Annotated in this window: 20 protein-coding genes and 1 pseudogene; 18 read left to right on the forward strand and 3 right to left on the reverse strand. The window is 57.5% G+C overall.

The window, feature by feature from the left end; translation table 11 throughout:
* Positions 1–41: 41 nt before the first annotated feature.
* From Q669_RS02900 to cobA, 16 genes and pseudogenes are all read left to right on the forward strand, one after another.
* The gene (locus Q669_RS02900) at positions 42–3,215 is read left to right on the forward strand and encodes a FimV/HubP family polar landmark protein (RefSeq protein WP_022991175.1); all 3,174 of its coding nucleotides are present in this window, start codon (positions 42–44) and stop codon (positions 3,213–3,215) included.
* An 84-nt stretch (positions 3,216–3,299) separates the two neighbouring features.
* Positions 3,300–4,208, forward strand: coding sequence for a tRNA pseudouridine(38-40) synthase TruA (gene truA, locus Q669_RS02905; RefSeq protein WP_022991176.1), 909 nt, complete (start codon positions 3,300–3,302; stop codon positions 4,206–4,208).
* The gene (locus tag Q669_RS02910) at positions 4,205–4,834 is read left to right on the forward strand and encodes a phosphoribosylanthranilate isomerase (RefSeq protein ID WP_022991177.1); all 630 of its coding nucleotides are present in this window, start codon (positions 4,205–4,207) and stop codon (positions 4,832–4,834) included. Before truA ends, Q669_RS02910 begins: the two co-directional genes overlap by 4 nt.
* The gene (gene trpB / locus Q669_RS02915; protein WP_197536003.1) at positions 4,827–6,035 is read left to right on the forward strand and encodes a tryptophan synthase subunit beta; all 1,209 of its coding nucleotides are present in this window, start codon (positions 4,827–4,829) and stop codon (positions 6,033–6,035) included. Before Q669_RS02910 ends, trpB begins: the two co-directional genes overlap by 8 nt.
* 17 nt (positions 6,036–6,052) lie before the next feature.
* Positions 6,053–6,865 (forward strand): tryptophan synthase subunit alpha, encoded by an 813-nt coding sequence (trpA, locus tag Q669_RS02920; protein WP_022991178.1) that lies wholly within the window; start codon positions 6,053–6,055, stop codon positions 6,863–6,865.
* Positions 6,866–6,903: 38 nt separating this feature from the next.
* A complete protein-coding gene (gene accD, locus Q669_RS02925) occupies positions 6,904–7,833 on the forward strand; it encodes an acetyl-CoA carboxylase, carboxyltransferase subunit beta (protein WP_014421381.1) in 930 nt (309 codons plus the stop codon).
* A complete protein-coding gene (gene folC, locus Q669_RS02930; RefSeq protein WP_022991179.1) occupies positions 7,814–9,136 on the forward strand; it encodes a bifunctional tetrahydrofolate synthase/dihydrofolate synthase in 1,323 nt (440 codons plus the stop codon). Before accD ends, folC begins: the two co-directional genes overlap by 20 nt.
* Before the next feature lie 92 nt (positions 9,137–9,228).
* Positions 9,229–9,900 (forward strand): SPOR domain-containing protein, encoded by a 672-nt coding sequence (locus Q669_RS02935; RefSeq protein ID WP_014421383.1) that lies wholly within the window; start codon positions 9,229–9,231, stop codon positions 9,898–9,900.
* Positions 9,901–9,993: 93 nt separating this feature from the next.
* The gene (locus Q669_RS02940; RefSeq protein WP_022991180.1) at positions 9,994–10,563 is read left to right on the forward strand and encodes a CvpA family protein; all 570 of its coding nucleotides are present in this window, start codon (positions 9,994–9,996) and stop codon (positions 10,561–10,563) included.
* A gap of 34 nt (positions 10,564–10,597) precedes the next feature.
* The gene (gene purF, locus Q669_RS02945) at positions 10,598–12,121 is read left to right on the forward strand and encodes an amidophosphoribosyltransferase (RefSeq protein ID WP_022991181.1); all 1,524 of its coding nucleotides are present in this window, start codon (positions 10,598–10,600) and stop codon (positions 12,119–12,121) included.
* A 27-nt stretch (positions 12,122–12,148) separates the two neighbouring features.
* On the forward strand, positions 12,149–13,372 hold the full coding sequence (locus Q669_RS02950; RefSeq protein WP_022991182.1) for an O-succinylhomoserine sulfhydrylase: 1,224 nt from the start codon (positions 12,149–12,151) through the stop codon (positions 13,370–13,372).
* A 22-nt stretch (positions 13,373–13,394) separates the two neighbouring features.
* Positions 13,395–15,995: a DNA translocase FtsK gene (locus tag Q669_RS02955; RefSeq protein WP_022991183.1), complete on the forward strand. Its 2,601-nt coding sequence runs from the start codon at positions 13,395–13,397 to the stop codon at positions 15,993–15,995.
* Positions 15,996–16,035: 40 nt separating this feature from the next.
* A complete protein-coding gene (gene lolA / locus Q669_RS02960) occupies positions 16,036–16,656 on the forward strand; it encodes an outer membrane lipoprotein chaperone LolA (protein WP_014421388.1) in 621 nt (206 codons plus the stop codon).
* Entirely contained in the window at positions 16,656–17,990 is a 1,335-nt protein-coding gene (locus Q669_RS02965; RefSeq protein ID WP_022991184.1) for a replication-associated recombination protein A, read from the forward strand. Before lolA ends, Q669_RS02965 begins: the two co-directional genes overlap by 1 nt.
* Before the next feature lie 114 nt (positions 17,991–18,104).
* The gene (gene serS / locus Q669_RS02970; RefSeq protein ID WP_011785033.1) at positions 18,105–19,379 is read left to right on the forward strand and encodes a serine--tRNA ligase; all 1,275 of its coding nucleotides are present in this window, start codon (positions 18,105–18,107) and stop codon (positions 19,377–19,379) included.
* A gap of 41 nt (positions 19,380–19,420) precedes the next feature.
* Positions 19,421–20,227: pseudogene (cobA, locus tag Q669_RS02975) on the forward strand (uroporphyrinogen-III C-methyltransferase); the annotation flags it as partial.
* 16 nt (positions 20,228–20,243) lie between these two features.
* On the opposite strand, the gene Q669_RS02980 reads toward cobA, so the two are convergent.
* Positions 20,244–21,323 (reverse strand): 3-deoxy-7-phosphoheptulonate synthase, encoded by a 1,080-nt coding sequence (locus Q669_RS02980; protein WP_022991186.1) that lies wholly within the window; start codon positions 21,321–21,323, stop codon positions 20,244–20,246.
* Positions 21,324–21,506: 183 nt separating this feature from the next.
* Here Q669_RS02980 and Q669_RS02985 point away from each other — a divergent pair, with 183 nt between their 5' ends.
* Both Q669_RS02985 and Q669_RS02990 read left to right on the forward strand, forming a co-directional pair.
* Entirely contained in the window at positions 21,507–23,333 is a 1,827-nt protein-coding gene (locus Q669_RS02985; RefSeq protein ID WP_036148539.1) for a DUF1631 family protein, read from the forward strand.
* Between the two features lie 8 nt (positions 23,334–23,341).
* A complete protein-coding gene (locus Q669_RS02990; protein ID WP_022991188.1) occupies positions 23,342–23,758 on the forward strand; it encodes a PilZ domain-containing protein in 417 nt (138 codons plus the stop codon).
* Between the two features lie 56 nt (positions 23,759–23,814).
* Here the strand turns inward: Q669_RS02990 and Q669_RS02995 are convergent, their stop codons facing one another.
* Positions 23,815–24,600: an enoyl-ACP reductase gene (locus Q669_RS02995; RefSeq protein WP_022991189.1), complete on the reverse strand. Its 786-nt coding sequence runs from the start codon at positions 24,598–24,600 to the stop codon at positions 23,815–23,817.
* Between the two features lie 67 nt (positions 24,601–24,667).
* Positions 24,668–26,266 (reverse strand): ABC transporter ATP-binding protein, encoded by a 1,599-nt coding sequence (locus tag Q669_RS03000; protein WP_022991190.1) that lies wholly within the window; start codon positions 26,264–26,266, stop codon positions 24,668–24,670.
* Position 26,267 lies beyond the last annotated feature (1 nt).

The following is a 26,267-nucleotide window of genomic DNA, read 5'->3' on the forward strand; positions in this document are numbered from 1 at the left end:
ATACGGCAGTAAAGAATAACGGAGACTGGAAAGGAATAAGCATGAAGGTACGCAAGCTTGCGGTTGCCCTGGCGCTGGCGGGAGGGCTCGGCTCTGGAATGGCTCAGGCGCTTGGACTTGGAGAAATTGAGCTCCAGTCCTGGCTGAATGAGCCACTGGATGCAGAAATATCACTGAATCAGAGTCGCGGTGTTGATCCCGGTGAAGTGTTCGTCAATGTGGCACCGGAGGCCGCCTATGAGCGCGTCGGCCTGGACCGCCACCAGTTTCTGAGTCAATTGAGGTTTGAAGTGGTTACCGGGACGGATGGCAATCTGGCCATCAATGTTTCTTCCCGGGCGCCGGTACGCGAGCCGTATCTGAATTTCCTCCTCGAGCTGACCTGGCCCAATGGTCGCCTGATGCGGGAATATGCCGTGCTGGTCGATCCTCCGGTCTACGCCGAGGAATCTGGTGTTGAGGAGCAAATCAGTGCTCCGGCCACGACAGCCACCCGACAGCAGCCGGCGCGCAGCCAGGAATCTGTCCGCCGTCAGGCGGCAGCCGAAGGCTCAGTGTCGCGGGGCTATCAGGCAGATACGTTTGGTCCGACAGGTGCCTCCGACACACTCTGGACTATTGCCCAGCAGGTACGTCCGGATGGTTCGGTTTCCATGCAGCAGGTTATGCTCGCGATTCAGGATCAGAATCCTAACGCGTTCATTGGTGGGAATATTAACCGCCTGAAGCGTGGTGAGGTGTTGCGGATTCCCTCTCTGGACCAGATTCGGAGCCGTAGCCGCGCTGAAGCCAACCGGGTAGTTGCACAGCAGAATCAGGAATTCCAGTCTCCGAGAACCGTTGATGCAACGGATACCGCCCAGGCCGCAGCAGGCCAGGGTGCTACTCAGGCGGCAGCGGGTGATGAGTTGCGCCTGCTGGTTGCCGATGAATCGGAATCCCGGTCTACCGAAGACGGTGGTTCTGCCGGTGGTGATGGTGATCTGCCTGGCGGTGTTGATGCCGGTTCCGCAGTTGCGATGGAAGAGCTGGAAGCCGCAAAACGCGAAAATGACGAGCTCAATACCCGTGTCCAGGATCTGCAGGACCAGGTTGAGACCCTGCAGCGGTTGCTGGAGCTGAAGAACGGCCAACTGGCGGACATGCAGGGTATGGTGTCGGAGGAAGAGTCTCCGGCCCCGACCGACACTGGCGTGACCGAGTCTGACGCTGACCCAGCGACAGCACCTGTAGAAGGTGATCTGGGTGCCAGCACCGGCGAAGAACCGGTAGCAGACGGCCAGGCTGATGAAGCCGCTGATGGTGAATCGGCCGACACAGCGATGGCGGAAGAAGAGAGCGCCATGGCCCCGGACGAAGCAGATATTGCAGGTGAAGAGCCGTTTGGTGGTGATATCGACGCGGGCGCTGCGGATGAGGTGGTGGCAGAGCAGCCTGCCGTTACCGAGCAGGAATCATCATCTGAACCTGAGCCAGCGGCCGTCCCCCAGGCTCAGCAGCCAAAACCGCAGCAGCCAGTAACGGCGCCTGAAAAGGCATTTCCGGGTAACGTTATTGACGGTATTCTGAACAATCCGATGTATCAGATTGCCCTCGGTGGTGGCCTTATCCTTCTGCTTCTGTTGTTGCTGCTCGTGGCAAGACGCAATGCCAATCGCGAGAAAGAGTTCTACGACCAGTTGAACAGTGATGAGGGCGAAGGCGGTGATTCGTTCGACCTCAGTCTCGAAGATGAGGGTGAGGCAGAGGCGGAAGCCGGTGATGCCATTGCCGAAGCAGAAACCTATGTTGCCTACGGTCGTCACGATCAGGCAGCCCAGGTGCTCGAAAACGCCATTTCACGTGAGCCCAGCCGCGCTGATTTGCGCCTGAAGCTGTTGTCTGTATATGCGGACAATCAGGATCGTGACGCGTTTGAAAAGCAGTACCGTGAAGTTGAAGCGCTGGATGATGAGGCAGCTATCCAGGAAGCTGAATCCCTCCGGGAGCGCCTTGCTGAAGCTGAAGCGATGCCCAGCATCGACGACCTTGAATCTCAACTGCGTTCGGATTCGTTCGGCAGTCAGCCTGAGCAAGAGCCGGCCACCGAGCAGGCTTCGGATGACTGGGATATCTCCGACGAGCTGAAAGCGGACGAATTTGAAGCCACTTCAGGGCCCGCTGACGAAAATGAGTTCGGTGAGCTGGAATCCGATGTCAGCAAAGAATCCGATGGCCGGGATGACATGATTGAGTACGATCTGTCCGGCATTGGTGAAGAATCGGAGTCTGAAGACGAGTCCGCCACCGAAACCGATTACGCTTCCCTGGATCTGGATTCCGGTCTGGATGAGGCAGCCGGGACTTCCGAGTCCAAAGAAGATGACTTCAGTCTGGATTTCGAGTCGGCCTTTGAAGACGACGCGCTCGCCGGTTCAGATGAGCCCTCCTTGGAAGCCGATGAAGCGGAGCCGGTTGAGGCGGATCTGTCTGGTACCGGTTCGGATCAGGAAGACGATCTTGAGCTGGGCTTCGATCTTGATGACGACCTTGAGTCGACGGAAGAAGAGCCAGTTAAGCAGGAAGACACCGAAGTATCGGATCTGGACCTGGAGTCTGATTCGCTTGACGAGTCCTTCCTGGACGAGCTTGATGCGGAGCTGGATAAGGTTGCAGGCGAGGACGATGAGCCTTCTGAACTGGAGCTTGGAGAATCCGATCTGGATGACCTGGAGCTGGATGTATCTGATGAAGATCTGGCGCTGATGGAAGAGTTCTCTGATAACGGAGAACCTGCAGGTCCTCAGGAAGACGAACCATCCCTGGAAGATGAGCTTGGGCTGGAAGATGCACTCAGCGAATCCGAGGCTGATGAGCCGGGCGTTGACCAGCAGAATCCGGAAGAGCTGGCGGAGCAGACAGAAGAGGTTGCTGAGGCCGAACCGGCTCCTGAAGAGCTGGAGGACGAAGTAGTGCCTGTGGCGTCAGACTCACTCGATGAAGGCTCCACTCGCAGTGATAGCGGGTTGGATATTGATGAGAGCGCTCTGGACGACGAGGATGACTTTGACTTCCTCGCCGGTACCGATGAAGCCGCCACCAAACTTGATCTGGCACGAGCCTACATCGAAATGGGTGACAGCGACGGTGCCAGGGATATTCTGGAGGAAGTTGCTCTTGAGGGTAACGAAGAACAGAAGGCAGAAGCACAAGAGCTTCTTAAAAATCTCTCCTGATTCGTTATAATCAACTAACCGCGGCAAGCGCCGGCCATTGAGCCGGCGTTTTGCTTTTTCAGTGGACAGCAATCGGGTCAGCACTTGTTCCTCACGCCTCAGCCTCTCACCACAGATACCGCCATTGGTAATGGACGGGTTGCCATCATCTTTGAGTACGACGGTCAGGCCTTTCATGGCTGGCAATTGCAGAAGAGTGGCGTGCGTTCGGTGGAGGCAGAACTTTCCCGGGCCGCGGCCCGCGTTGCTGACCATCCGGTCGACCTGGTGTGTGCAGGCCGCACCGACGCCGGCGTGCATGCCAGTTTTCAGGTAGCCCATTTTGACACGCCATCGGTTCGAAACCTTCGTTCCTGGGTCATGGGAATGAACACGGCATTGCCTGATGACATTTCTGTGCACTGGGCAGGGAACGGCCAGGGCGATTTTCACGCCAGGTTTTCCGCGATTTACCGACGTTACCGGTATGTGATCTACAATCATCCGGTGCGCCCGGGGATCCAGCGTGGACAGGTGTCCTGGACCTTTCGTCCGTTGGATGCCGAAAGAATGCATCGTGCAGCCCAGGCACTGGTCGGCGAGCATGACTTCTCCTCATTTCGCGCTGCCGGTTGCCAGTCCCGGACCCCGGTTCGGTTTCTGGAGCAGATTTCGGTAACCCGATGCGGAGAGTTTGTCGTAATAGATGTGCAGGCCAACGCCTTTCTTCATCATATGGTACGCAATATTGCCGGTGCCTTGATGGCGGTTGGTAATGGTCAGCAGTCTGAAGACTGGATTGGTGATATTCTGGAGTGCCGTGATCGCAAACTTGCCGGTGTGACCGCCCCTCCTTACGGGCTCTACCTGGTGGATGTCGGTTATCCTGAGTCCTTCGGGATTCCCAAGGCATTGTGTGGACCGGCGTTCGTTACTCCCTGGTTTGACCCGGCCAGCAACGCGCCGATCACACCAACTCACATACACCCGAAACAGGGGAAGGCTCCTGCATGACTGCCCGCGTGAAAATATGTGGCCTGACGCGCCCGCAGGATGTGGAAGCCGCGGTAGCCTGTGGCGCCGATGCCATAGGTCTGGTGTTTTATGTGCCCAGCCCGAGAGCGGTCGATCTCGAGCAGGCCCGAATCCTGGCCGCCAAGGTTCCTGCGTTCGTGGCGGTTACCGGACTGTTCGTGAATCCTGAGCGGGATTATGTCAAAGCAGTTCTGGATGCTGTGCCACTGGATCTCCTGCAGTTCCATGGCGATGAGAGTCCGGAGTTCTGCCAGTCTTTTGGCCGGCGCTGGATCAAGGCCGTCAGGGTGCGTGAGCCCGGACAGATCGAACAGGCGTTTGCCGACTATCATCAGGCTTCCGGTTTGTTGGTGGACGCCTGGGATCCAAACCGCTATGGCGGTACCGGCCAGTCGTTCAACTGGTCACTGATTCCTGAAAGCAGGCCCTTGCCCCTGATATTGGCCGGTGGGTTGTCATCTGATAACGTAGCCCGCGCGATTGAGCAGGTACGCCCCTGGGCTGTTGACGTCAGCGGTGGGGTGGAAGAGGGCAAGGGTAAGAAAGACGCCACCAAATTGTCTCAATTTTTCAAAGAGGTTCACCGTGTCTGTAAAACTGACTGAAGAAATGTTGAAGGCGCTTCCTGATGCGAGAGGTCACTTCGGTGCCTTTGGTGGACGGTTTGTTTCAGAAACCCTGATGGATTCTCTGATGACCCTGGAAAAGGAGTACCTTCGGTTGAAGGAGGATCCGGAATTCCAGGCGACTTTTGATAATGACCTCGCCGATTATGTTGGCCGTCCCAGCCCGCTGTATTTCGCAGAGCGCCTGACCCGGGAAGCCGGTGGCGCACAAATCTGGCTCAAGCGCGAAGACCTCAACCACACCGGTGCCCATAAGGTGAATAACACCATTGGCCAGGCCCTGCTGGCCAGTTTTCTGGGTAAAAAGCGCATTATTGCCGAAACTGGCGCCGGTCAACATGGTGTGGCCACCGCCACGGTGTGTGCCCGTCTGGGCCTTGAATGTCACGTATTCATGGGGGCAGAAGACGTCAAGCGTCAGTCCCTGAACGTCTACCGTATGAAACTGCTAGGCGCGACCGTCCACGCCGTCCAGAGCGGTACGAAAACCCTCAAGGACGCCATGAATGATGCCATGCGCGACTGGGTCGCGAATGTGGATGATACTTTCTACATCATCGGCACAGTGGCAGGGCCGCATCCCTATCCCTTACTGGTGCGTGATTTCCAGTCGGTGATTGGGCGTGAAATCCGTAAACAGGCCATGGAAAAAGTGGGTAAACTGCCGGACGCACTGGTGGCCTGCGTCGGTGGCGGTTCTAACGCCATTGGTATGTTCTATCCGTTCCTGGCGGATGAGTCCGTGGAGCTTTATGGTGTTGAAGCTGGTGGTCTGGGTATTGAAACCGGACAACATGCGGCGCCGCTTTGTGCCGGTCGCCCCGGCGTGCTGCATGGTAACCGGACCTACCTGATGGAAGATGAGAATGGCCAGATCGCCGGAACGCATTCCGTCAGTGCTGGTCTGGACTATCCCGGAGTGGGGCCCGAACATGCCTGGTTGAAAGACATTGGCCGAGCCAATTATGTGTCGGTGACTGATGACGAGGCCCTGGATGGCTTCCGTAAACTGACACGCGTGGAAGGGATTATGCCGGCGCTGGAAACCGCGCACGCCGTGGCTTATGGCGTGAAGCTGGCCGCAACCATGGACAAGGACCAAATGCTGGTGATCAACATCTCCGGTCGCGGCGACAAGGATATTCACACCATTGCCCAGCTTGATGGCATTGAGATCTGAAGGTATCAGGAGCAGGCATGAGCCGAATTGAAGGCGTATTGAAAGCATTGAAAGAACAGGGCCGCAAGGCGCTGATTCCCTATATTACCGCGGGCGATCCACATCCGGATCAGACGGTCAGCCTTATGCATACCCTGGTCTCTGCCGGTGCTGATATTATCGAGCTGGGCGTGCCGTTCTCGGACCCGATGGCTGATGGTCCGGTGATTCAGCTCGCCTGTGAAAGGGCGCTCAAGCACGGTACGTCGCTGCGTCAGGTGATGGCGATGGTCAAGGAGTTCCGCAAGACCGATCCGGATACCCCGGTGGTGCTGATGGGTTATCTGAACCCGATGGAGGCCATGGGCTATGAAGCGTTTGCAGATGCGGCAGCGGACGCAGGTGTCGATGGCGTTCTGACGGTTGACCTGCCTCCCGAAGAGGCTGATCAGGTAGCACCGCTGTTTGCCGACCGCCATCTGGATCCGATTTTCCTTTTGGCGCCGACAACCACGGATGACCGGATTAAGGCGATCAGCGAGCACTCATCCGGCTATGTGTACTATGTTTCTATCAAGGGCGTGACCGGGTCCGCAACCATTGATGTTGATGAAGTCGCGAAGAAAGTGGCCCACGTGCACGAGCTCACGGCGTTACCGGTGGGTGTGGGCTTTGGTATCCGGGATGCGGAAACTGCCGCTGCAGTAGGCAGAGTATCCGATGGTGTAATTGTTGGCAGTGTTCTGGTCGATACAATAGCCCGACATCAGACAGATCCTGACGCGTTGCGTAACGCACTGACGGATCTGCTGCACCCGATGCGCGAAGCGCTGGACGGCCTCGCTCACTGAGCGGGCATTATCCAGGCATCAAAGGACAGGACGAGAGCATGAGTAACTGGCTGGACAAAATCATGCCGAGCAAGATTCGCTCGGAATCACGGCAACGTACCGGAGTGCCGGAAGGGTTATGGAAGAAATGCCCCAAATGCGGCGCATTCCTGTACAAGCCGGAGCTCGAGAAGAACCTGGACGTTTGCCCCAAGTGTAATCACCATCTGCGGGTGTCTGCACGTCGTCGACTGGATATTTTTCTGGACAAAGACGGGCGTGAGGAGTTGGCAGCTCACCTCGAACCGTCAGATCGGCTGAAGTTCAAAGACAGCAAGCGCTACAAGGACCGACTCGCGGCGGCGCAGAAAGCGACCGGCGAAAAAGATGCGCTGATTGCCATGCGTGGCACAACCATGGGTGTCCCTTTGGTTGCCTGCGCGTTCGAGTTCAACTTCCTGGGCGGTTCGATGGGTCAGGTGGTTGGCGAGAAGTTTGTCCAGGCAGCGAATGTGGCTCTTGAGCACCGGATTCCCTTGGTCTGCTTTTCCGCCAGTGGCGGTGCCCGCATGCAGGAAGCCATACTGTCTTTAATGCAGATGGCCAAGACCGCGGCGGTGTTGGAGAAGCTCAAGCAGGAAGGCATACCGTACATTTCGGTTATGACCGATCCGGTCTTTGGTGGTGTATCGGCCAGCCTCGCTATGCTGGGTGACCTCAATATTGCTGAACCTTACGCTCTGATCGGTTTCGCGGGCCCACGGGTTATCGAGCAAACCGTGCGCGAGAAACTGCCGGAAGGTTTCCAGCGCAGCGAATTTCTGCTGGAACATGGTGCGATTGATATGATTCTGCATCGTCATCAGATGCGTGAGCGCATCGCCCATCTGTTGGCCAAGTTTACTGCCCAGGAAAAGCCCGGCACCGAAGCCCCCATCGAATTTGAAGTTACTGAAAAGCCGGACGTTGATGAACCAGAAGGGCACTGAATCCTCCTCAGCCCCCGTTGGGCCTCCGGCCCTCGGGGCGTCTGTTCAAGAATGGCTGCACTGGCTCGAAGCCATTCATCCCACAGAAATAGATCTCGGCCTGGACCGGGTGCTGGTGGTTCTGCGGCGGTTGTTCCCGCGCAAGCCTCAGGCTCGCATCATTACCGTGGCAGGGACCAATGGCAAAGGCACCACGGTTACGGCACTTGAGTCGATTTTGCTGGCAGCCGGCAGGAGCACCGGGGCTTATATGTCCCCCCATCTGTTCCGCTATAACGAGCGGGTTCGGATTGGTGGCCAGGAGATTTCCGATGCGGCCCTGGTGACCGCCTTCGAGCGGGTGGAGGCGGCTCGCCGCGGGGTGACTCTGACCTATTTTGAATTCGGAACGCTGGCCGCTTTTGTCGCATTTGCAGACGCCGGCGTTGAGAATTGGGTGCTGGAAGTCGGGTTGGGAGGTCGCCTGGATGCAGTCAACGTGCTGGACCCGGACTACGCGGTGATCACGTCAGTAGATATCGATCATATTGGTTTTCTGGGGGATAACCGGGAAGTCATTGGTTTTGAAAAAGCGGGGATCCTCAGACCGGGTATACCCGCCGTTTGTGCGGATCCAAATCCTCCATCCTCGGTCCTTCAACAGGCCGCGGCGCAGAAGGTGGCGCTGAAGCTCACCGGTCGTGATTATACGCTTGCGCCCGGTGCTCCCGGACAGGTTTTGCTCACTATTGGCGACGAGAAGATAGAGTTGCCAGCCGGCCCCTTGCCTGTCCAGAGTGTGGCGGCTGCGGCGGTGCTCTCCCGGCAACTCGTACCGGAGCTTTCACTGGAAAGCCTTCAGCATGCGATACATAGCGTGCGGGTTCCAGGCCGGTTTGAAACCATTCATCACGATCCGGATGTCATTATAGACGTTGGTCACAACCCCCATGCTGCTGCCTGGCTCGCTGACAACCTCCGTAGCCTTCGATGTGATGGTGATGGCCACGGGCGTATCCTGGCTGTGTACGGCGCGTTGGGAGACAAGGACGTGGAGGGTGTGGTCGGTGCCATGTCGTCCGTCGTTGATCAGTGGTACCTGGCGGGCCTGAATGTTGCCAGAGGGCTTGATTTCGACAGCCTGATGAAGCGTATCGCAACCGTGCCACTTCATGGAACGCCCGGCGTTTTTGGTTCTGTGTCCGAGGCTCTCGCAGCCGCCATGGGCGAGGCAATGTCCGGTGATCGGGTCGTGGTGTTCGGTTCGTTCTTCACGGTTGCTCTGGCCAGGGAAGAGCTTCTGCCGGCTTCGGAAGCGTCTTAAAGTTTGTCCATAGGCCCCTGGGAAGCTTTGAGTTCTGGCGAGTGGCCGGTTAGTATCGTGATCAAACAGGTTGTTAACGGGAGCCCTCTCAGGTGGATGGACTGAAGCAGCGGATCATTGGCGCACTGGTGCTGGTTTCACTCGCGGTTATTTTCGTGCCGATGATTTTTGACGAGCCCCATTCCCAAAGACAGTCAACCCCCATCACCATTCCCGAGGAACCTCCGTTCCCCGAAGTTGAGATGCCTGAATCTCAGTATCCGGATAACAAGACCGTCGGCGCAGAGGCACCCAGGAGTTCCGCGCCGCCTGTTAACGACGAGCCGGCGGCCGGTTTCCGGATCATCGAGGAAAACGCTGTTGCCGAGGAGGAGCCCGCCCCGGAGCCAAATTCCCAACAGGTGGAACCAGTACCGGCAGAATCCTCCGCTGAGCCGGAGCCTGCGGCGCCAGCCGAAAAACAAGATGCTGCCTCCACAGGCGCTGCAGAACCTGGCGATAAGGCCGAGTTTACCGGTTCACTTGAAGGTGCGTGGGTGGTGCAGCTTGGCAGTTTTGGTAACCAGGACAACGCCCGGCGTTTGCGGGACAAGGTTCTCGACATGGGGTACGGCGCCCACCTGCAACAGGTTGATCGCGGCGATAGCACCCTGACCCGGGTATTCAGCGGCCCGTTCGTCAACAAAGACGATGCCCAGAAAGCCAAGGCGGCCCTTGATAAAGCCTTCGGCTTGAACAGCCTGGTCACCACCGGCGACAAATAACTGGCCGTTGCCGGATTTAATCTGGCTTCGGCAGTTTGGTGTCACCCGGTTTCCTGTTAGAATCCGCCTTTCGTTTTCTCCACCGGGTTTTCCATGGAAGCGCTGATCTGGATAGACTGGGTCATCATTGCCCTCATTGCCGTCTCCACGCTTATCAGTCTGAAGCGGGGCTTCGTCCGTGAAGCGCTGTCGCTGGTTACCTGGGTTGGTGCATTTATCATCGCCCGGACGTTTCACCCCCAGATGCAATCTCTTCTGGAGTCCACGGTGGAAACACCGCTGGTGCGGTTGATTGCAGCGTTTGCCATCCTTTTCTTTGGCACCCTGATCGTTGGCGCGATCATCAACAATATGATCGGCCACCTGGTGCGTGCGACCGGCCTGTCAGCAACGGACAGGGTACTCGGCATGGGGTTTGGCCTTCTCAGAGGGGTTGTGGTTGTGATTGTCGCCATTGCCTTCACGCGCTACACGCCGCTGGCCGAGGATACCTGGTGGAGAACGTCGGTCATGATTGAACGCCTTGCGGTAATTGAGGATTGGTCCAGGCGCACGCTCGGCGACGAGTTTGCCCGCTTCCTCGGTCCGGAGCAGGGCGCTCAGACAGCCCCGGAGGCGTCCGCAGAACCTGAAGGCGTGGAACCCGCGTCTGCATCCCGTTAACATTCAGTTTTAACACTCGGAGATATATCCAGCCATGTGCGGCATTGTCGGTATCGTCAGTACTTCCAACGTCAATCAGCTTCTTTATGATGCACTGACTGTTCTTCAGCACCGTGGCCAGGATGCGGCGGGTATTGTTACCTTCCAGGACAACCGATTCTTTTTGCGTAAAGACAATGGACTGGTGCGGGATGTTTTCCATACTCGCCATATGCGCCGGTTGGTGGGTAACGTGGGCATCGGGCATGTGCGTTATCCTACGGCGGGTAGCTCCAGTTCAGCGGAGGCCCAGCCTTTCTATGTGAACAGCCCCTACGGCATTACTCTGGCGCACAACGGCAACCTGACCAATGCCGATGAGCTGAGCAGCGATCTGTTCCGAACCGATCTGCGCCACATCAACACCAACTCGGATTCTGAAGTTCTGCTGAACGTGTTCGCCCACGAACTGCAGAAACTGGGTAAGCTGAACCCCACCAAGGACGAGATCTTTTCCGCTGTGCGCGCAGTGCACAAGCGTTGCAAAGGCGCCTATGCTGTTATCGCCATGATCACCGGTTATGGCATCGTCGGTTTCCGGGACCCGAACGGTATCCGGCCCGCCTGCTACGGTGTCCGGGAAAATGAAGAGGGCCAGAAGGAATACATGATCGCGTCGGAAAGCGTCGCCCTCAATGCTGCCGGTTTCAGCATCGTTCGTGACATTGCTCCGGGCGAGGCTGTCTATATTGAAACCGATGGCACCTTGTATTCAGAACAGTGCGCCGAATCACCCAAGCTCTATCCGTGTATTTTCGAACATGTCTATTTTGCCCGTCCGGACTCGATCATGGACGGCGTTTCCTGTTACAAGGCCAGGCTCCGGATGGGCGAGGTGCTGGCAGACAAGGTCCTGCGCGAGCGGCCCGACCACGATATCGACGTAGTCATTCCCATTCCGGACACCAGTCGTACGTCCGCCATGCAAATGGCCCATCAGTTGGGCGTGAAGTATCGCGAAGGCTTTATCAAGAATCGGTACATTGGCCGTACCTTTATCATGCCCGGCCAGAAAATGCGTAAGAAATCGGTACGCCAGAAGCTCAACCCGATTGACCTGGAATTCCGTGGCAAGAACGTCATGCTGGTGGACGATTCCATCGTGCGGGGCACTACCTGTAAGGAAATTGTTCAGATGGCCCGGGATGCCGGAGCACGTAATGTCTATTTCGCGTCGGCTGCGCCCCCCGTGCGCTATCCCAACGTTTACGGCATCGACATGCCTTCTGCCAGCGAACTGATTGCCCATGACCGCACGGTGGAAGAGGTTCGGGATCTGATCGGCGCCGACTGGTTGGTGTATCAGGATCTGGATGACCTGATTTCCTGTGTCAACGATGTCAACGAAGATATTAATGGGTGGGAATGCTCCGTATTCACCGGGGATTACATTACCGGCGACGTGGATGAAGCTTACCTGACCAGGCTGGAGGATCTTCGCAAGGATGAGACGCGCTCAACCAGCCAGGTCGCCAATGCCGACAATGCCATTATTGACCTGCACAACGATGAAGACTGACACCCGCAACTGCGCCAGGAGACTGCCATGACGTTCGGCCGAGATGAGCAAGTTTGGATTCCCGAATCGGACCTTGAAGGCATGTCGGTTGATACCCTGGCCGTGCGGGCAGGGCAGATCCGTACCGGGCAGCTCGAACACAGCGATGCAATCTTCCCGACCTCCAGCTTTGTCTATGGCAGCGCGGCCCAGGCGGCTGCCCGCTTTGGCGGCGAAGAGCCCGGTAATATCTACTCCCGGTTTACCAACCCGACGGTGCAGGCATTTGAAGCCAGAATAGCGGTCATGGAGGGAGGGGAGCGTGGTGTTGCGACTGCCTCGGGTATGGCTGCCATCCTGAGTACCTGTATGTCGCTACTGAAATCGGGCGACCATGTCATCTGCTCCCGAGGTGTGTTCGGGACGACCAATGTCCTGTTTCAGAAGTACATGGCCCGATTTGGCGTAGAAACCAGCTTTGTCAGCCTGACGAACACCGATGAGTGGAAGGCTGAGATTCGTCCCGCCACCCGGATGCTGTTTCTGGAAACCCCGTCCAATCCGCTGTGTGAAGTGGCGGATCTTGCTGCCTTGTCTGCGATCGCCCGCGAAAACGATGCCTTGCTGGTGGTCGACAACTGCTTCTGCACACCTGTGCTGCAGCGGCCACTGGAGCAGGGCGCCGACATCGTTATCCATTCAGCCACCAAGTATCTCGACGGCCAGGGCCGTTGTGTCGGTGGCGTGGTGGTTGGGCCGGCCAGGTACCTGGACGAGATTTATGGTTTCATCCGTTCCGCGGGCCCGACCATGAGTCCGTTCAATGCCTGGGTGTTTCAGAAGGGCCTGGAAACCTTACCGATTCGTATGCGCGCCCACTGCGACAATGCGTTAGAGTTGGCTTTGTGGCTGGAACAGCAGGACTGTGTGGAGAAAGTTTACTATGCAGGCTTGCAGAGCCATCCGCAGCACGAGCTGGCGAAAAAACAGCAGGACGGCTTTGGTGGCGTGCTCTCCTTCCTGATAAGGGGTGGTCGGGAACAGGCGTGGAAGTTCATTGACGCGACCCGGATGATTTCCATCACCGCCAATCTGGGAGATGTGAAAACCACCATCACTCATCCGGCGACAACCACTCATGGACGCCTCTCTCCCGAGGACAAGGCGAGGGCAGGCATTACCGAGAATCTGATTCGTCTGTCCGTCGGTATCGAATCCATCAAGGATCTGAAAACCGATCTGGACAGAGGTTTCCAGGCGTTGAAAGACTAACAACCGGACGGTTTGAGCATTCATGGCGGAATCCGCGAAAGCGAAGAAAGCAGTAGCCACAGAACTGACCGACAAGCAGAAGCGATTTCGTCGCCTGATGGCCCAGGGAGCCAGAGAAGGCGCGGTTATTGCGCTGATTGTGCTGTGCATCTATCTCGCCATGGCCCTGTTTACCTTCAATCCGGCTGACCCAGGCTGGGCCAGTATTGGCCATGATATCCGTGTGCAGAATTACGCAGGCCGCACCGGTGCCTGGCTGGCGAGCCTGTTCATGGACTTCTTCGGCCATGTGTCGTGGCTTTTTCCGGTGATGGTTGCCGGTTACGCCATCATGCTGATTCGCCGTCGGCACCAACCGCTCGATATGCACTGGCCACTGTTCATGGTTCGCTTTGGTGGCTTTGTTCTTATTCTGCTGTCTGCGACCAGTCTGCTTTCTCTCTACTCCGTTTTTGGCCTGGGAGCTTCCTCTGGTGGCGTTTTGGGCACTGCGGTGTCTGAGGCCATGGTGCGGTTTTTTAATCTTCCGGCGACCACGCTACTGCTGATTGCCATTTTTCTGTTTGCCCTGACGGTGACGATCGGCTTGTCCTGGTTCCGACTGATGGACCAGGTGGGAGGCTTGACTCTGAAGTTTGCCCTGGCCGCCAAAGCTTTATTCGCCGGCGCTGGAAAGAAGGCTGAAAGAAACACCGGCCAGGGAACCCCATTAGCCAGGGCGGAAGCACCAAAGCCGGAACCGGAACCCCCGGTTGTGCGGGACAAAGTCCGGGCTCGCGAAAAGGGTAAGAATGACCAAAAGTCAGGCCGGCGGAGCTGGTGGCAGCGGATATTTGGTCGTCGTGCAAAACCCGCGGAGGATACCAGGACCTGGGAGTCCCAGCGCGAGCGGAAAGAACCGGCTATCGAAGGGCTGCCTGCATCCATAGCGGAACCAGAGCACCTGGAGAGTTTCAGCTCTCGGGATGTAAAGTCAGAGCCATCGCCTCCCCCGGCTAAAAAGGCAAAGGCCCGTTCCCTGAAGATTTCTCCGTTCAAGAAAGAAGAGCAGGGCGGTGCGCCGAAAAAGGGTGATGACCGCCAGGGCTCTCTGCTGGAAGACATAGAAAGCCCGATTCCGCCGATTTCATTGCTGGATCCTCCCGAGGAGCACAAGGAAAGAGGCTATTCGGAAGAGTCTCTGGAGCACATGTCCCGTTTGCTCGAAGAGAAGCTCAGCGATTTCGGGGTGTCGGTTGAGGTAGTCGAGGTTAATCCCGGCCCCGTGATTACCCGCTTTGAGATCAAACCGGCGCCCGGGGTCAAGGTCAGCAAGATCTCCAATCTGGCAAAAGACCTGGCCCGATCCCTGGCCGTGCTCAGTGTGCGGGTGGTCGAGGTGATTCCGGGCAAATCCGTGGTCGGCATCGAGATTCCCAATGAGGAGCGTGAAATTGTACGCCTGAGCGAAGTGCTGGGTGCCAAAGTGTTCACCGAATCTTCCTCTCCACTGACGTTGGCTCTGGGGAATGATATCGGGGGCAACCCCATGGTTGCCAATCTGGCCAAGATGCCCCACCTGCTGGTCGCCGGCACCACCGGTTCCGGTAAGTCGGTGGGGGTGAACGCCATGTTATTGAGCATGTTGCTGAAGGCCACTCCGGACGAGGTCCGGTTCATCATGGTTGACCCGAAGATGCTTGAACTGAGCATTTACGACGGGATCCCGCATCTGTTGGCGCCAGTAGTCACCGACATGAAAGAGGCCGCCAATGCCCTGCGTTGGTGTGTGGCCGAGATGGAGCGCCGCTACCGGCTGATGGCCAGCCTGGGGGTTCGCAATATTGCCGGCTACAACAAAAAGGTGAAAGATGCCCGGGCGGAGGGAGAACCGCTGCTGGATCCAATCTGGAAGCCGGATGAATACCTGGCCAATGATGAGCAGGAACGCCCTGAGCTGGATACACTGCCGTTCATTGTGGTGGTGATCGATGAATTTGCCGACATGATGATGATTGTCGGCAAGAAAGTGGAAGAACTGATTGCCCGGATTGCCCAGAAGGCAAGGGCGGCCGGCATTCACCTGGTTCTGGCAACCCAACGGCCCTCCGTTGATGTGATTACCGGCCTGATCAAGGCCAACATTCCCACCCGGATGTCGTTCCAGGTGTCCTCCAAGATCGACTCCCGTACCGTTCTCGACCAGGGCGGTGCAGAGCAGTTGCTGGGCCATGGCGACATGCTTTATCTACCACCCGGGTCAGGTTTACCGGTGCGGGTGCACGGTGCCTTTGTCGATGATGACGAAGTTCACCGCGTCGTCAGTGCCTGGAAGGCCCGGGGTGAGCCGGAGTACGTGGATGATGTACTGAATGGCGCCGAGGGCGAGCACCTTCCTGGCGTGCCCACGCTTAGCGAGGGCGGCGCCGGTGGTGGCGAAGAGGGCGACGCCCTGTTTGACGAAGCTGTCGCCTTTGTTACCGAAAACCGGCGGGTGTCGATTTCGTCGGTCCAGCGTAAATTCAAGATCGGCTACAACCGTGCCGCCAATCTGGTGGATGCCATGGAAGCTTCGGGGGTAGTCAGCCCGGCGGGCCACAACGGTGCCAGAGAAGTTCTCGCACCGCCGCCTCCCAGAGACTAGGAGTTATCAGATGATCAGAATGTTTTCAGGAATCCTGTTGATGCTGGCAGCAACGTGGTCTGGCCTGTCCCAGGCTGAGAGCGTACAGGCATCCCGGGGCGCGGCTGAGCAGTTGACCTCGATTCTGAAAGGCTACGAGACCTATCAGGCGGATTTCATACAGATTGTGGTCAACGAGAATGGCAGTCAGGTTCAGGAAACCCGTGGATCGCTCAAAGCCAAACGGCCTGGTTTGTTCTACTGGGAGACCGGTGCACCCTTGTCCCAGTTTATTGTCAGCGATGGCGACAAAGTCGAAGTCTACGATCCGGACCTGGAGCAGGTAACCGTTCATTCCCTTGATGAGCGGGTGCAGACCACGCCGGCACTGCTGTTGAGCGGGGAAGTGGAGAACCTGGATGAGAGTTACGAAGTGAGCGTTCGGGATCTTGGCGAAAGCACCCGTGAGTTCACTCTGGTACCCCGTAGCCAGGATTCTTTGTTTACCTCTCTGCGACTCAGCTTCTATGACGGAGAGCTGCAGGAAATGCGCATGCGGGATTCACTGTCCCAGATGAGCATTCTCAGCTTCGACCATATTGAACTGAATCAGGCACTCGATTCCAGTGTCTTCCGCCTCGATTATCCGGAGGGGGTTGACGTGATTCGGGATGGTGCCTGATGCAGGACAGCCTGTTTCAGACTGAGACCGGCTTTCAGCCCCTGGCCGCTCGTATGCGGCCGACCTCTCTTGAAGGCTATGTCGGCCAGGCTCATCTGGTCGGCCCTGGCAAACCCCTGCGCCGGGCCGTGGAACAGGGGCAGCTGCATTCCATGATTCTCTGGGGTCCGCCCGGAGTCGGAAAAACCACCTTTGCTCGCCTGCTGGCCAATGTCGGCGACCTTTCCTTCGAAACCATCTCTGCAGTCCTCAGTGGCGTTAAGGAAATTCGCGAGGTGGTGGAGCGCGCTCGCAACCGTAAACAGTCCCAGGGCAGGGATACGCTTTTGTTCGTGGATGAAGTGCATCGCTTCAACAAAAGCCAGCAGGATGCATTCCTTCCCCACATCGAAGATGGCACCTTTATTTTCGTGGGCGCAACCACCGAAAACCCATCCTTCGAACTGAACAGCGCCCTGCTGTCCCGTACCCGTGTTTATGTCCTGAAAAACCTGGAGGCAGCGGATATACGACGGTTGCTGGACAGTGCCCTTGAGAGCGAACAGGGCTTTGCTGGCCAGCTTCGGGTAGAGGAGTCGGTGCTGGCGACCATGGCGGAAGCGTCAGGTGGCGATGCCCGGCGAGCGCTGAACATTCTGGAAGTGGCCGCCGACCTCGCTGAGCCGGACGATGACGGGAATAATCGGGTTACCGCTCAAACTCTCGAACAGGTACTGCAGACCAGTCTCCGCCGTTTCGATAAAGGTGGGGATGTCTTCTACGACCAGATTTCGGCGCTGCACAAATCGGTGCGGGGCTCCAACCCGGACGGTTCACTTTACTGGTTGTGCCGGATGCTCGACGGAGGTTGCGACCCGCTGTATGTCGCCCGGCGCCTGGTTCGTATTGCCAGTGAAGACATCGGTAATGCCGACCCGAGGGCGCTCCAGATTACCCTGCAGGCCTGGGATGCTCAGGAACGCCTGGGCTCCCCGGAGGGCGAGCTGGCCCTGGCGCAGGCGGTCACCTATCTGGCGCTTGCTCCGAAAAGCAATGCCGTTTACAAAGCTTACAATCAATGTATGGCGGACATCCGCAGCGATCCGGACTATGAAGTTCCGGTACATCTGCGCAATGCGCCCACCAAACTGCTGAAAAGCATGGGGCACGGAGAAGAGTACCGGTACGCCCACGATGAGCCGGATGCCTATGCGGCAGGAGAAGCCTACCTGCCGGAGGCGATCTACCAGCGCCGCTATTACCAACCGGTCCAGCGGGGACTGGAAATCAAGCTGGCTGAGAAGCGCGAACGGCTGGACTCGCTGGATGCCAACAGCCCGAAAAAGCGATACTAAGCCCCATCCCTTGCCAATTTTCCTGCCTGTGCCCGGCCGGTGGTGGTCAGCGCATTCACGGCAGGTATAATGCCCGCATAACCATTCATTCGTTAACCGGAAATCAGGAACAACATGCTCGATCCGAAACGTGTCCGTACACAGACTGAAGAGATCGCCCGTCGGCTGGCTATCAAGAATTTCGAGTTTGATATTGCCACCTTCGAGCAGCTTGAGGAACGCCGCCGGGCCATTCAGGTTCGTACGGAAAACTTGCAGAGCGAGCAGAACAAACGGTCGAAATCCATCGGCAAAGCCAAGGCGGCCGGTGAGGATATCAAACCGTTGCTGGAAGAAGTCGAAAGCCTGAAGCAGCAACGTGGTGACGCCGAGGACGAACTGCGTTCCGTGCAGGAATCCCTGAATGCCTTCTTTGCCGGTATTCCCAACCTTCCCGACGACGACGTGCCACCGGGCGCCAGTGAAGACGACAACGTCGAGACGCGTGTCTGGGGTACGCCCCGTGAATTCGATTTTGAGCCTAAGGATCACGTGGCCCTGGGTGAGCAGCTGAAAGGCCTGGACTTTGAGAAGGCCACTCAGCTGGCCCATTCCCGTTTTGCTGTTATGCGCGGACAGCTGGCGCGCCTGCACCGTGCACTGGCTCAGTTCATGCTCGATCAGCATACTCTGCAGCATGGTTACACCGAGGCCTATGTGCCTTATCTGGTGAATGCCAACACTCTGTTTGGTACGGGCCAGCTGCCGAAATTTGAAGAAGATCTTTTCCGCACAGCCGGCGACAATCCTCTGTACCTGATTCCTACCGCGGAAGTGCCGGCCACGAACCTGGTTGCGGATACCATTCTGGATGATGCTGAACTGCCGTTGCGCCTGGTTTGCCATACGCCGTGTTTCCGGAGTGAGGCAGGGTCTTATGGCCGGGATGTGCGGGGCATGATTCGTCAGCATCAGTTCGACAAAGTGGAGCTGGTGCACATCGTTCGGCCGGATGAATCCACGCAGGCGCTGGAGGAACTGACCGGACACGCCGAGAAGATCCTGCAACTGCTCGAACTGCCTTACCGCGTCGTCACCCTCTGTGGCGGAGACATGGGCTTTTCCGCCGCGAAAACCTACGACCTGGAAGTCTGGCTGCCGGGGCAGGGTAAATACCGTGAGATTTCTTCCTGTTCCAACACCCGTGATTTTCAGGCACGGCGTATGCAAGCCCGCTGGCGTAATCCGGACACTGGAAAGCCCGAACCGGTCCATACCCTCAATGGTTCCGGGCTGGCCGTAGGTCGCGCCATGATTGCGGTGATGGAGAACTATCAGCAGGCGGATGGTAGTATTCTGGTGCCCGAGGTACTCAAACCCTATATGGGAGGCGTCGAGCGTATTCAATGAATGATCAATCCAGGGATGCACCAGTTAAGGGCGTACCCGTCGGCTCTGCACCGGCGAGGTACCGGACCAACCCGGTTACGGATAACCCAAACAACTCGGCCGGGGAAGTGGCCCTGGTCGGTGCCGGCCCTGGTGATCCGGAACTGCTCACCCTGAAAGCCTGGCGTTTGATCCAGTCGGCGGAGGTGGTGTTGTACGACCGCCTGGTTTCCCCGGAAATCATGGCTCTTATTCCTGAAGGCGCCCAGAAGATCCACGTTGGCAAACAGCGTTCGAACCACACGCTGCCGCAGGATCAGATCAATCAACAGTTGGTGGATCTGGCCCGGGAAGGCTATCGGGTGGTACGTCTTAAAGGCGGCGATCCGTTCATCTTTGGCCGTGGCGGCGAGGAGATTGAAACCCTGGCCTCGGCCGGCGTCCGTTTCCAGGTTGTACCGGGAATCACTGCCGCCTCAGGTTGTGCTGCTTATGCCGGTATTCCGCTGACCCATCGGGATCACGCCCAGTCAGTGCGGTTTATTACGGGGCACCTGAAGAATGACACCTGTGATCTGCCGTGGAAGGATTTTGTTCAGAATAACCAGACGCTGGTGTTTTACATGGGCCTGGTCGGTTTACCGATCATCAGTCGGGAGCTGATGGCACACGGCATGCCGGCGGATATGCCTGTGGCACTGGTATCCCGCGGCACCACGCCGGAACAGGAAGTGATTACCGGCACTCTGGAAACGATTGTGGATCGGGTTCAGGAGAAGGGGGCTCAGGCGCCGACGTTGGTGATTATCGGCAATGTGGTTTCTCTTCGAAACCGTCTGGACTGGCTTGGAGCAGAAGCCGGGCGCTGAGGCCCGGCTTCAGACTTCAGGCAGAGGCGGTCCGCTTGGGCAGAACGTCTTTCAGCTTCTCACGCATGTCGCGAATGGCTTTTTCGGTGGTTTCCCAGTCGATACAGGCGTCGGTAATGGATACGCCGTATTTCAGGTCAGCCAGGTTTTCCGGAATAGACTGACTACCCCAGTTAATGTGGCTTTCCACCATCAGGCTCTGGATAGACTGATTGCCTTCCAGAATCTGGTGAGTCACATCCTGCATTACCAAAGGCTGAATAGCCGGATCCTTGCTGGAGTTGGCGTGACTGCAATCCACCATGATGGATTTGCGCAGCTTGGCCTTATCCAGTGCCTTTTCACACAAGGCTACGCTGACGGAGTCGTAGTTTGGCTTGCCGCCACCACCACGAAGCACGACGTGGCCGTAGTTGTTGCCCTTGGTGCGAATAATGGCAACTTTGCCCTGCTGGTCGATGCCCAGGAAGCTATGGGGATGAGAGACTGACTTCATGGCGTTTACCGCAACGTCGAGGCTGCCATCGGTGCCGTTCTTGAAGCCGATGGCCATGGACAGGCCGCTGCTCATTTCCCGGTGGGTCTGGGACTCGGTGGTACGGGCACCGATAGCAGACCAGGCTATGGTGTCCTGAAGGTATTGGGGAGATATTGGGTCCAGGGCTTCAGTGGCGGCCGGAAGGCCCATCTCATTGATGTCCAGCAGCAGGCGGCGACCAATGTGCAGTCCCTGCTCGATATCAAAGGTATCATTCAGGTGCGGATCGTTGATCAGGCCTTTCCAGCCTACGGTGGTGCGTGGCTTCTCGAAGTACACGCGCATGACGATCAACAGTGTATCGCTGACTTCATCGGCGAGCTTTTTCAGTCGGGCGGCATAATCGCGGGCAGCTTCTACATCGTGAATCGAGCAGGGGCCCACGACAATGAACAAACGATGATCTTTGCCATCCATAATGTCGTAGATGGCTTGCCGACCATTGGCAACGGTTTCGGCTGCCTTGTCTGACAGTGGCATCTCTTGCTTCAGTGCTTCAGGAGTGATCAGTGTTTCCTGGCTGGCCACGTTCAGGTTTTCCAGTTTCTTACCCGACATCTTGTTGTGCTTCCCCGAATCTTGTCGTTACCTCATCCGGTATATTCATTCTTTTGTCCGGATGATTGAATAATAAGTGCGAGTGGGATACTAGGTTGCAGTAAACCCCGGCGAGTTGGTTATACTGCGTTATTTGCAGGCCCTTTTCAACGCTTCTCAACGCTTCAGGACAACAGGTAACGGATGTCGCCCTCATCAACGAAACCACAGGCTGTCGCTCCCTCCCGAAAGGTGGTTTCAGAAAGGATTACCCAGGTTCTGTCCGGGATCCGGGTGCCCGATCTGCCATACCCCGCCAGTAAGTCTTCTCTGGAGCAGGAACCGGACTGGCGTCCCTTATTGATGTCCTGCTGGACGGAACAGCGGGATGAGCGGGTAACCAAAGTGCTACGTTCGGTTCAGATTGAGTGGACCGTCCGACAGGTGAATGCGGCCTACCTCTCCGACCGGATCATGGATGTCTTCCTGAAAACCTCAGGCCTGCATGCCGCCCTGGTGGGGCGCATAGCGCGCTTGCGGTTCTGGCTGGCATGGCAACTGGATCTGTGTGGTGCGGAGGTGTTCAGCGGGGTGCTTCTGGACTGGCTCGATAACCTTCAGGAATGGCGTGGCTGGAGTGATACCGGTGGTCGATCATCCCGCGTATTGCTGGATCAGCTCGATAGCCTGGTTATTACTGTATCCGGCAGCTTTGAGGCTGGCAGCCGCGATCCGCTGGAGCACTACTGCAGCCAATGGCTTGCTGATACCCGAAAGCGGGATGATCAGGTGGCGCGGCTACGGGAACGTTTGTTGGAAACCGAGCAGGGGGCTTCACGCCAGCGTTTGTCAGATCAGGTGGCCAGGGCTCTGATCGGCCGCGCCTTGACGGGCCGTCAGCTACCGCCGGCCATTACCCGCTTTATCCTGACCGACTGGTACAAGGTGTTGAAACAGAGTGTCTGGGCCGAAGGCGCGGACAGTGAAGTGCATCGGCACGCCAACAAATTACTGGAGTGGCTGGTCTGGGTGGGCGACCCCCAGCTTTCTGATCGGGATCGTAACCGGTTGTACCACGTTGGGGAACAACTCGGCGACCGTGTGCGCGAAGTCTGGACTCGCGCTCTGGGTGAGGATGCTCCTGAACAGGCATTACACGAGATCCAGGCGGTAATTGTGGCTCGAATTCGAGGAGAGACACCAGAACTGGAGCCCGCGCTCGCCACCGGTTCAGATTTTGCCTGGGACAGCACCTGGCTGGCAAATGAGCCGGTCTCGGCCGACCACGCCAAACCTCTGGTCGGTCAGTGGTTTGTAGAGGGTGAAGGGGCAAGGGAACAGCGACGTTTTTTCTTTGCTTTGTTGTCTGATAGCGGGGAAGTGCTCTGGACCAATGGTGCCGGCGTTAAACTCGGACTGCAGCCGTGGGCCGAGTTCCAGGCCGAGCTTGGCCGCGGTGCGCTCAGGCCGCTTCCAGAACCAACGGCCTTCGGTCAGGTACTTGTAGAAACCCTCGAAGTGCTATCGAAAGTCTGCGCCAGGCAGCTGGAACAACGGGAAAAGGCGGCCAAGGAAGCCCGTGCCCGGGCCGAAGCGCTTCGGAAGGAACGGGAAGCGGCCGAGCAGCGCCGTCGGGAAGAAGAGCTCGCACGTCAGCAGGAACTTGAACGGGAGCGTGAAGAGGTTGAGCGCCAACGGGTGGCGGATGAGAAGGCGGAGCAGGAGCGTTTGCGAAAAGAGGCCGCGCTGGTGGCCACCAAACAGGTTGAAGGTATCGCTCTCGGTGGCTGGATTGTGCTTACCCAGGAAACCCGGGATGACGACCCTGTCCGGCTCAAGCTTGCCGTCAAGATTTCTGCCTCGCGGAAATATGTGTTTGTGGATCGCCTGGGGCTCAATCGCCGGGAATTTCTCCAGGACGAACTGGTTAACGGGATCGTGGAAGGGCGAATTCGTGTGCTTGGCAGTTCGGCCGAGTTTGATGACACCCTGAGCCGTGTTGTCGGGCGTATCCGTGTTGGTCGGAACTGAGGTGAACGATGATCGATGATGATTATGGGTTCGGAATAGAGGACGAGTTGCCGTCAGGGAAAGACCTTCGGGAGGAATATCGGTTAACGGCCCGGGCTCGGGCCTGGATACTGCCGGAATCTCCGGAACCAGAGGTCGAGCCGACTACACCGGATGGCGTGTCCGGCAGACTGGAATGCCAGGTGCGTGACATATCAGCGCGTGGAATCAGTCTTTTGTGCGAGGAGTCGCTCAGTATCGGGTCGATTTTGATTGCGGAAGTAAGTCTGGGCGAACACGCACAGCACTTCCGGCTGAGTGTTGAGGTGATGTGGTGCCGCGAGGCTGAGTGGGGCTACCTGATTGGTGTCCGGGTACTTGAGTCCGATGAAACCGACTACCTGGACTGGATCGAGGCGGTTGCCAGGGCGCTATCGGAAAGCTGAACGAAAAGAGCCGGCATCGCGCCGGCTCTTTTGCTATGGCGGAAGTCAGGAACCGATCAGGCGTCCATCTCCGCCATGCCGGTGATGTTGAAACCACCGTCCACGTACAGGATTTCACCGGTGATGCCTGAGGCCAGGTCGGATGACATGAAGGCGGCGGCGTTGCCGACTTCTTCTGTGGTCACGTTACGACGCAGGGGGGCCTGCTTGGCGTTCTCGGCCAGCATGCGGCGGAAGCTCTTGATGCCTGAAGCGGCCAGGGTCTTGATCGGGCCCGCTGAGATACCGTTCACCCGGACGCCTTCCTTGCCCAGGCTGGCGGCCATATAGCGTACGTTGGCTTCGAGAGATGCCTTGGCCAGACCCATCACGTTGTAGTTCTGCAGCACCCGCTCGGCGCCCAGGTAGCTCAGGGTCAGCAGACTGCTGCCTTCGTGCATCATCTTACGCGCGCCCTTGGCGAGGGCCACGAAGCTGTATGAGCTGATATCGTGGGCAATCCGGAATCCGTCACGGGTGGTGACGTCCACGTAGTTTCCATCCAGCTCATGGGCTGGGGCATAACCAACCGCATGGATGATGATGTCGATGTTGTCCCAGTGTTTGCCCAGTTGCTCGAATACCTGGTCAATCTGCTCGTCGCTGGCGACGTCACAGGGGAAAGTCAGTTTGCTGCCCCATTGTTCCGCGAACTTCTCAACGCGGGACTGCAGTTTCTCGTTCTGATAGGTGAAGGCCATTTCGGCGCCTTCACGAGCGAAGGCCTCGGCAATGCCGTAGGCAATGGAATGTTTGCTGGCGACGCCAACAATCAGTGCTTTTTTGCCACTGAGGATTCCCATGGGTTTCTGCTCCCTGTGTTCCGTGGTTTCGGCGCATTATCCCCGACCTGTCAGGGTCGGGTAACGCTCAATTGGTCGTAGACTGATAGAAAAATGCGGCATTCAGCAGTTCCCGGGTATACGGCTGTTGCGGTTCCCGGAAAATGGTCTCTGCATCGCCGTATTCCACAATCCGGCCTTGCCTGAGTACCAGCAGTTTATGGCTGAGTGCGCGAACAACGGCCAGATCATGACTTATAAAGATGTAGCTTAGCCTATATCGGGCCTGAATTTCCCGTAAAAGCTCGATCACCTGTTTCTGCACCGTTCTATCCAGGGCCGAGGTGGGCTCGTCCAGAATCATCAGGTCTGGCTGCAGAACCAGCGCACGGGCGATGGCAATACGCTGGCGCTGGCCGCCGGAGAATTCGTGTGGATAGCGATGCCGTGCGTCGGGATCCAGGCCTACATCCTGAAGTGCCCGGATAACCTTGGCTTCGTGCTGCCGGGAACTGCCGGGCTCGTGGATTTCCAGGCCTTCACGGATGATTTCTTCAACGGACATCCGCGGGCTGAGGCTACCAAAGGGATCCTGGAACACAATCTGAACGCGCCGTCGCCATGGTCGGAACGCTTTCTGGGAGAGGGACGACAGCTCGGTACCGCAGAGGCTGAACTGGCCGGTGCTCGGGGTGAGTTTCAGCAAGGCGTGGCCCAGTGTGGTTTTACCACTGCCACTCTCGCCGACAACGCCGAGGGTTTCACCGGCCCGCAGCCGGAAGCTGGCATCCTGTACCGCGTGGAAGCTTTCCTTTACCTTGCCCAGCAGGGTCTTGCGAATGGGGAAATGCACATTCACGTTGTCTACGGTCATCAGGGTTTCGGTGCCGTTGGCGGCAGGCAGAGGGTGCTCCGGTGGTTCAGCGTCAATGAGTTTACGGGTGTAGGTATGAGAGGGCGACCTGAACAGCGCTTCTGTCGCGCCTTGTTCGACCATTTTTCCTCGTTCCATCACCACCACGTAATCGGCATACCGGCGGACGATGCTCAGATCGTGGGTAATTAATAGCACTGCCATGCCCAGCTTCTGCTGCAATGATTTCAGCAACTCCAGCACCTGTTTCTGAACCGTCACATCCAGTGCCGTGGTGGGCTCATCCGCAATCAGCAGATCAGGTTCATTGGCCAGAGCCATGGCAATCATTACCCGCTGTTTTTGCCCACCCGATAATTGGTGTGGGTAGCTCGTCAGGCGGGTCTCCGGGGCCGGAATCCCGACCAGTTCCAGTAATTCCAGGCAGCGTTTCCGGGCCTGGGGGCCGCGCATGCCTTTGTGGAGTTCCAGGGTCTCGCCAATCTGCTTTTCGACGGTATGCAACGGATTGAGCGAGGTCATGGGCTCCTGGAAGATCATGCTGATGTGCCGGCCACGAATCTGGCGCAGGCGCTTTTCCTTCGCCTGCAGCAAGTCTTCGCCCTTGTAGAGGATCTGTCCGGCGGGATAAGCCGCATGACGTTCATCCAGCAGCCGAAGTATCGACAGGGCAGATACCGACTTGCCGGAGCCGCTTTCGCCAACCAGTGCGAGAGTCTGGCCTTTGTCGATGCTTAATGACAGCCCGTCAACCACCCGTGGGCCGTTGTCGAAGGTGATGGACAGGTCCGAGATGGAAAGCAGGTTACTCATA

Source organism: Marinobacter sp. C1S70 (assembly GCF_000475355.1).
GTDB lineage: Bacteria > Pseudomonadota > Gammaproteobacteria > Pseudomonadales > Oleiphilaceae > Marinobacter > Marinobacter nauticus.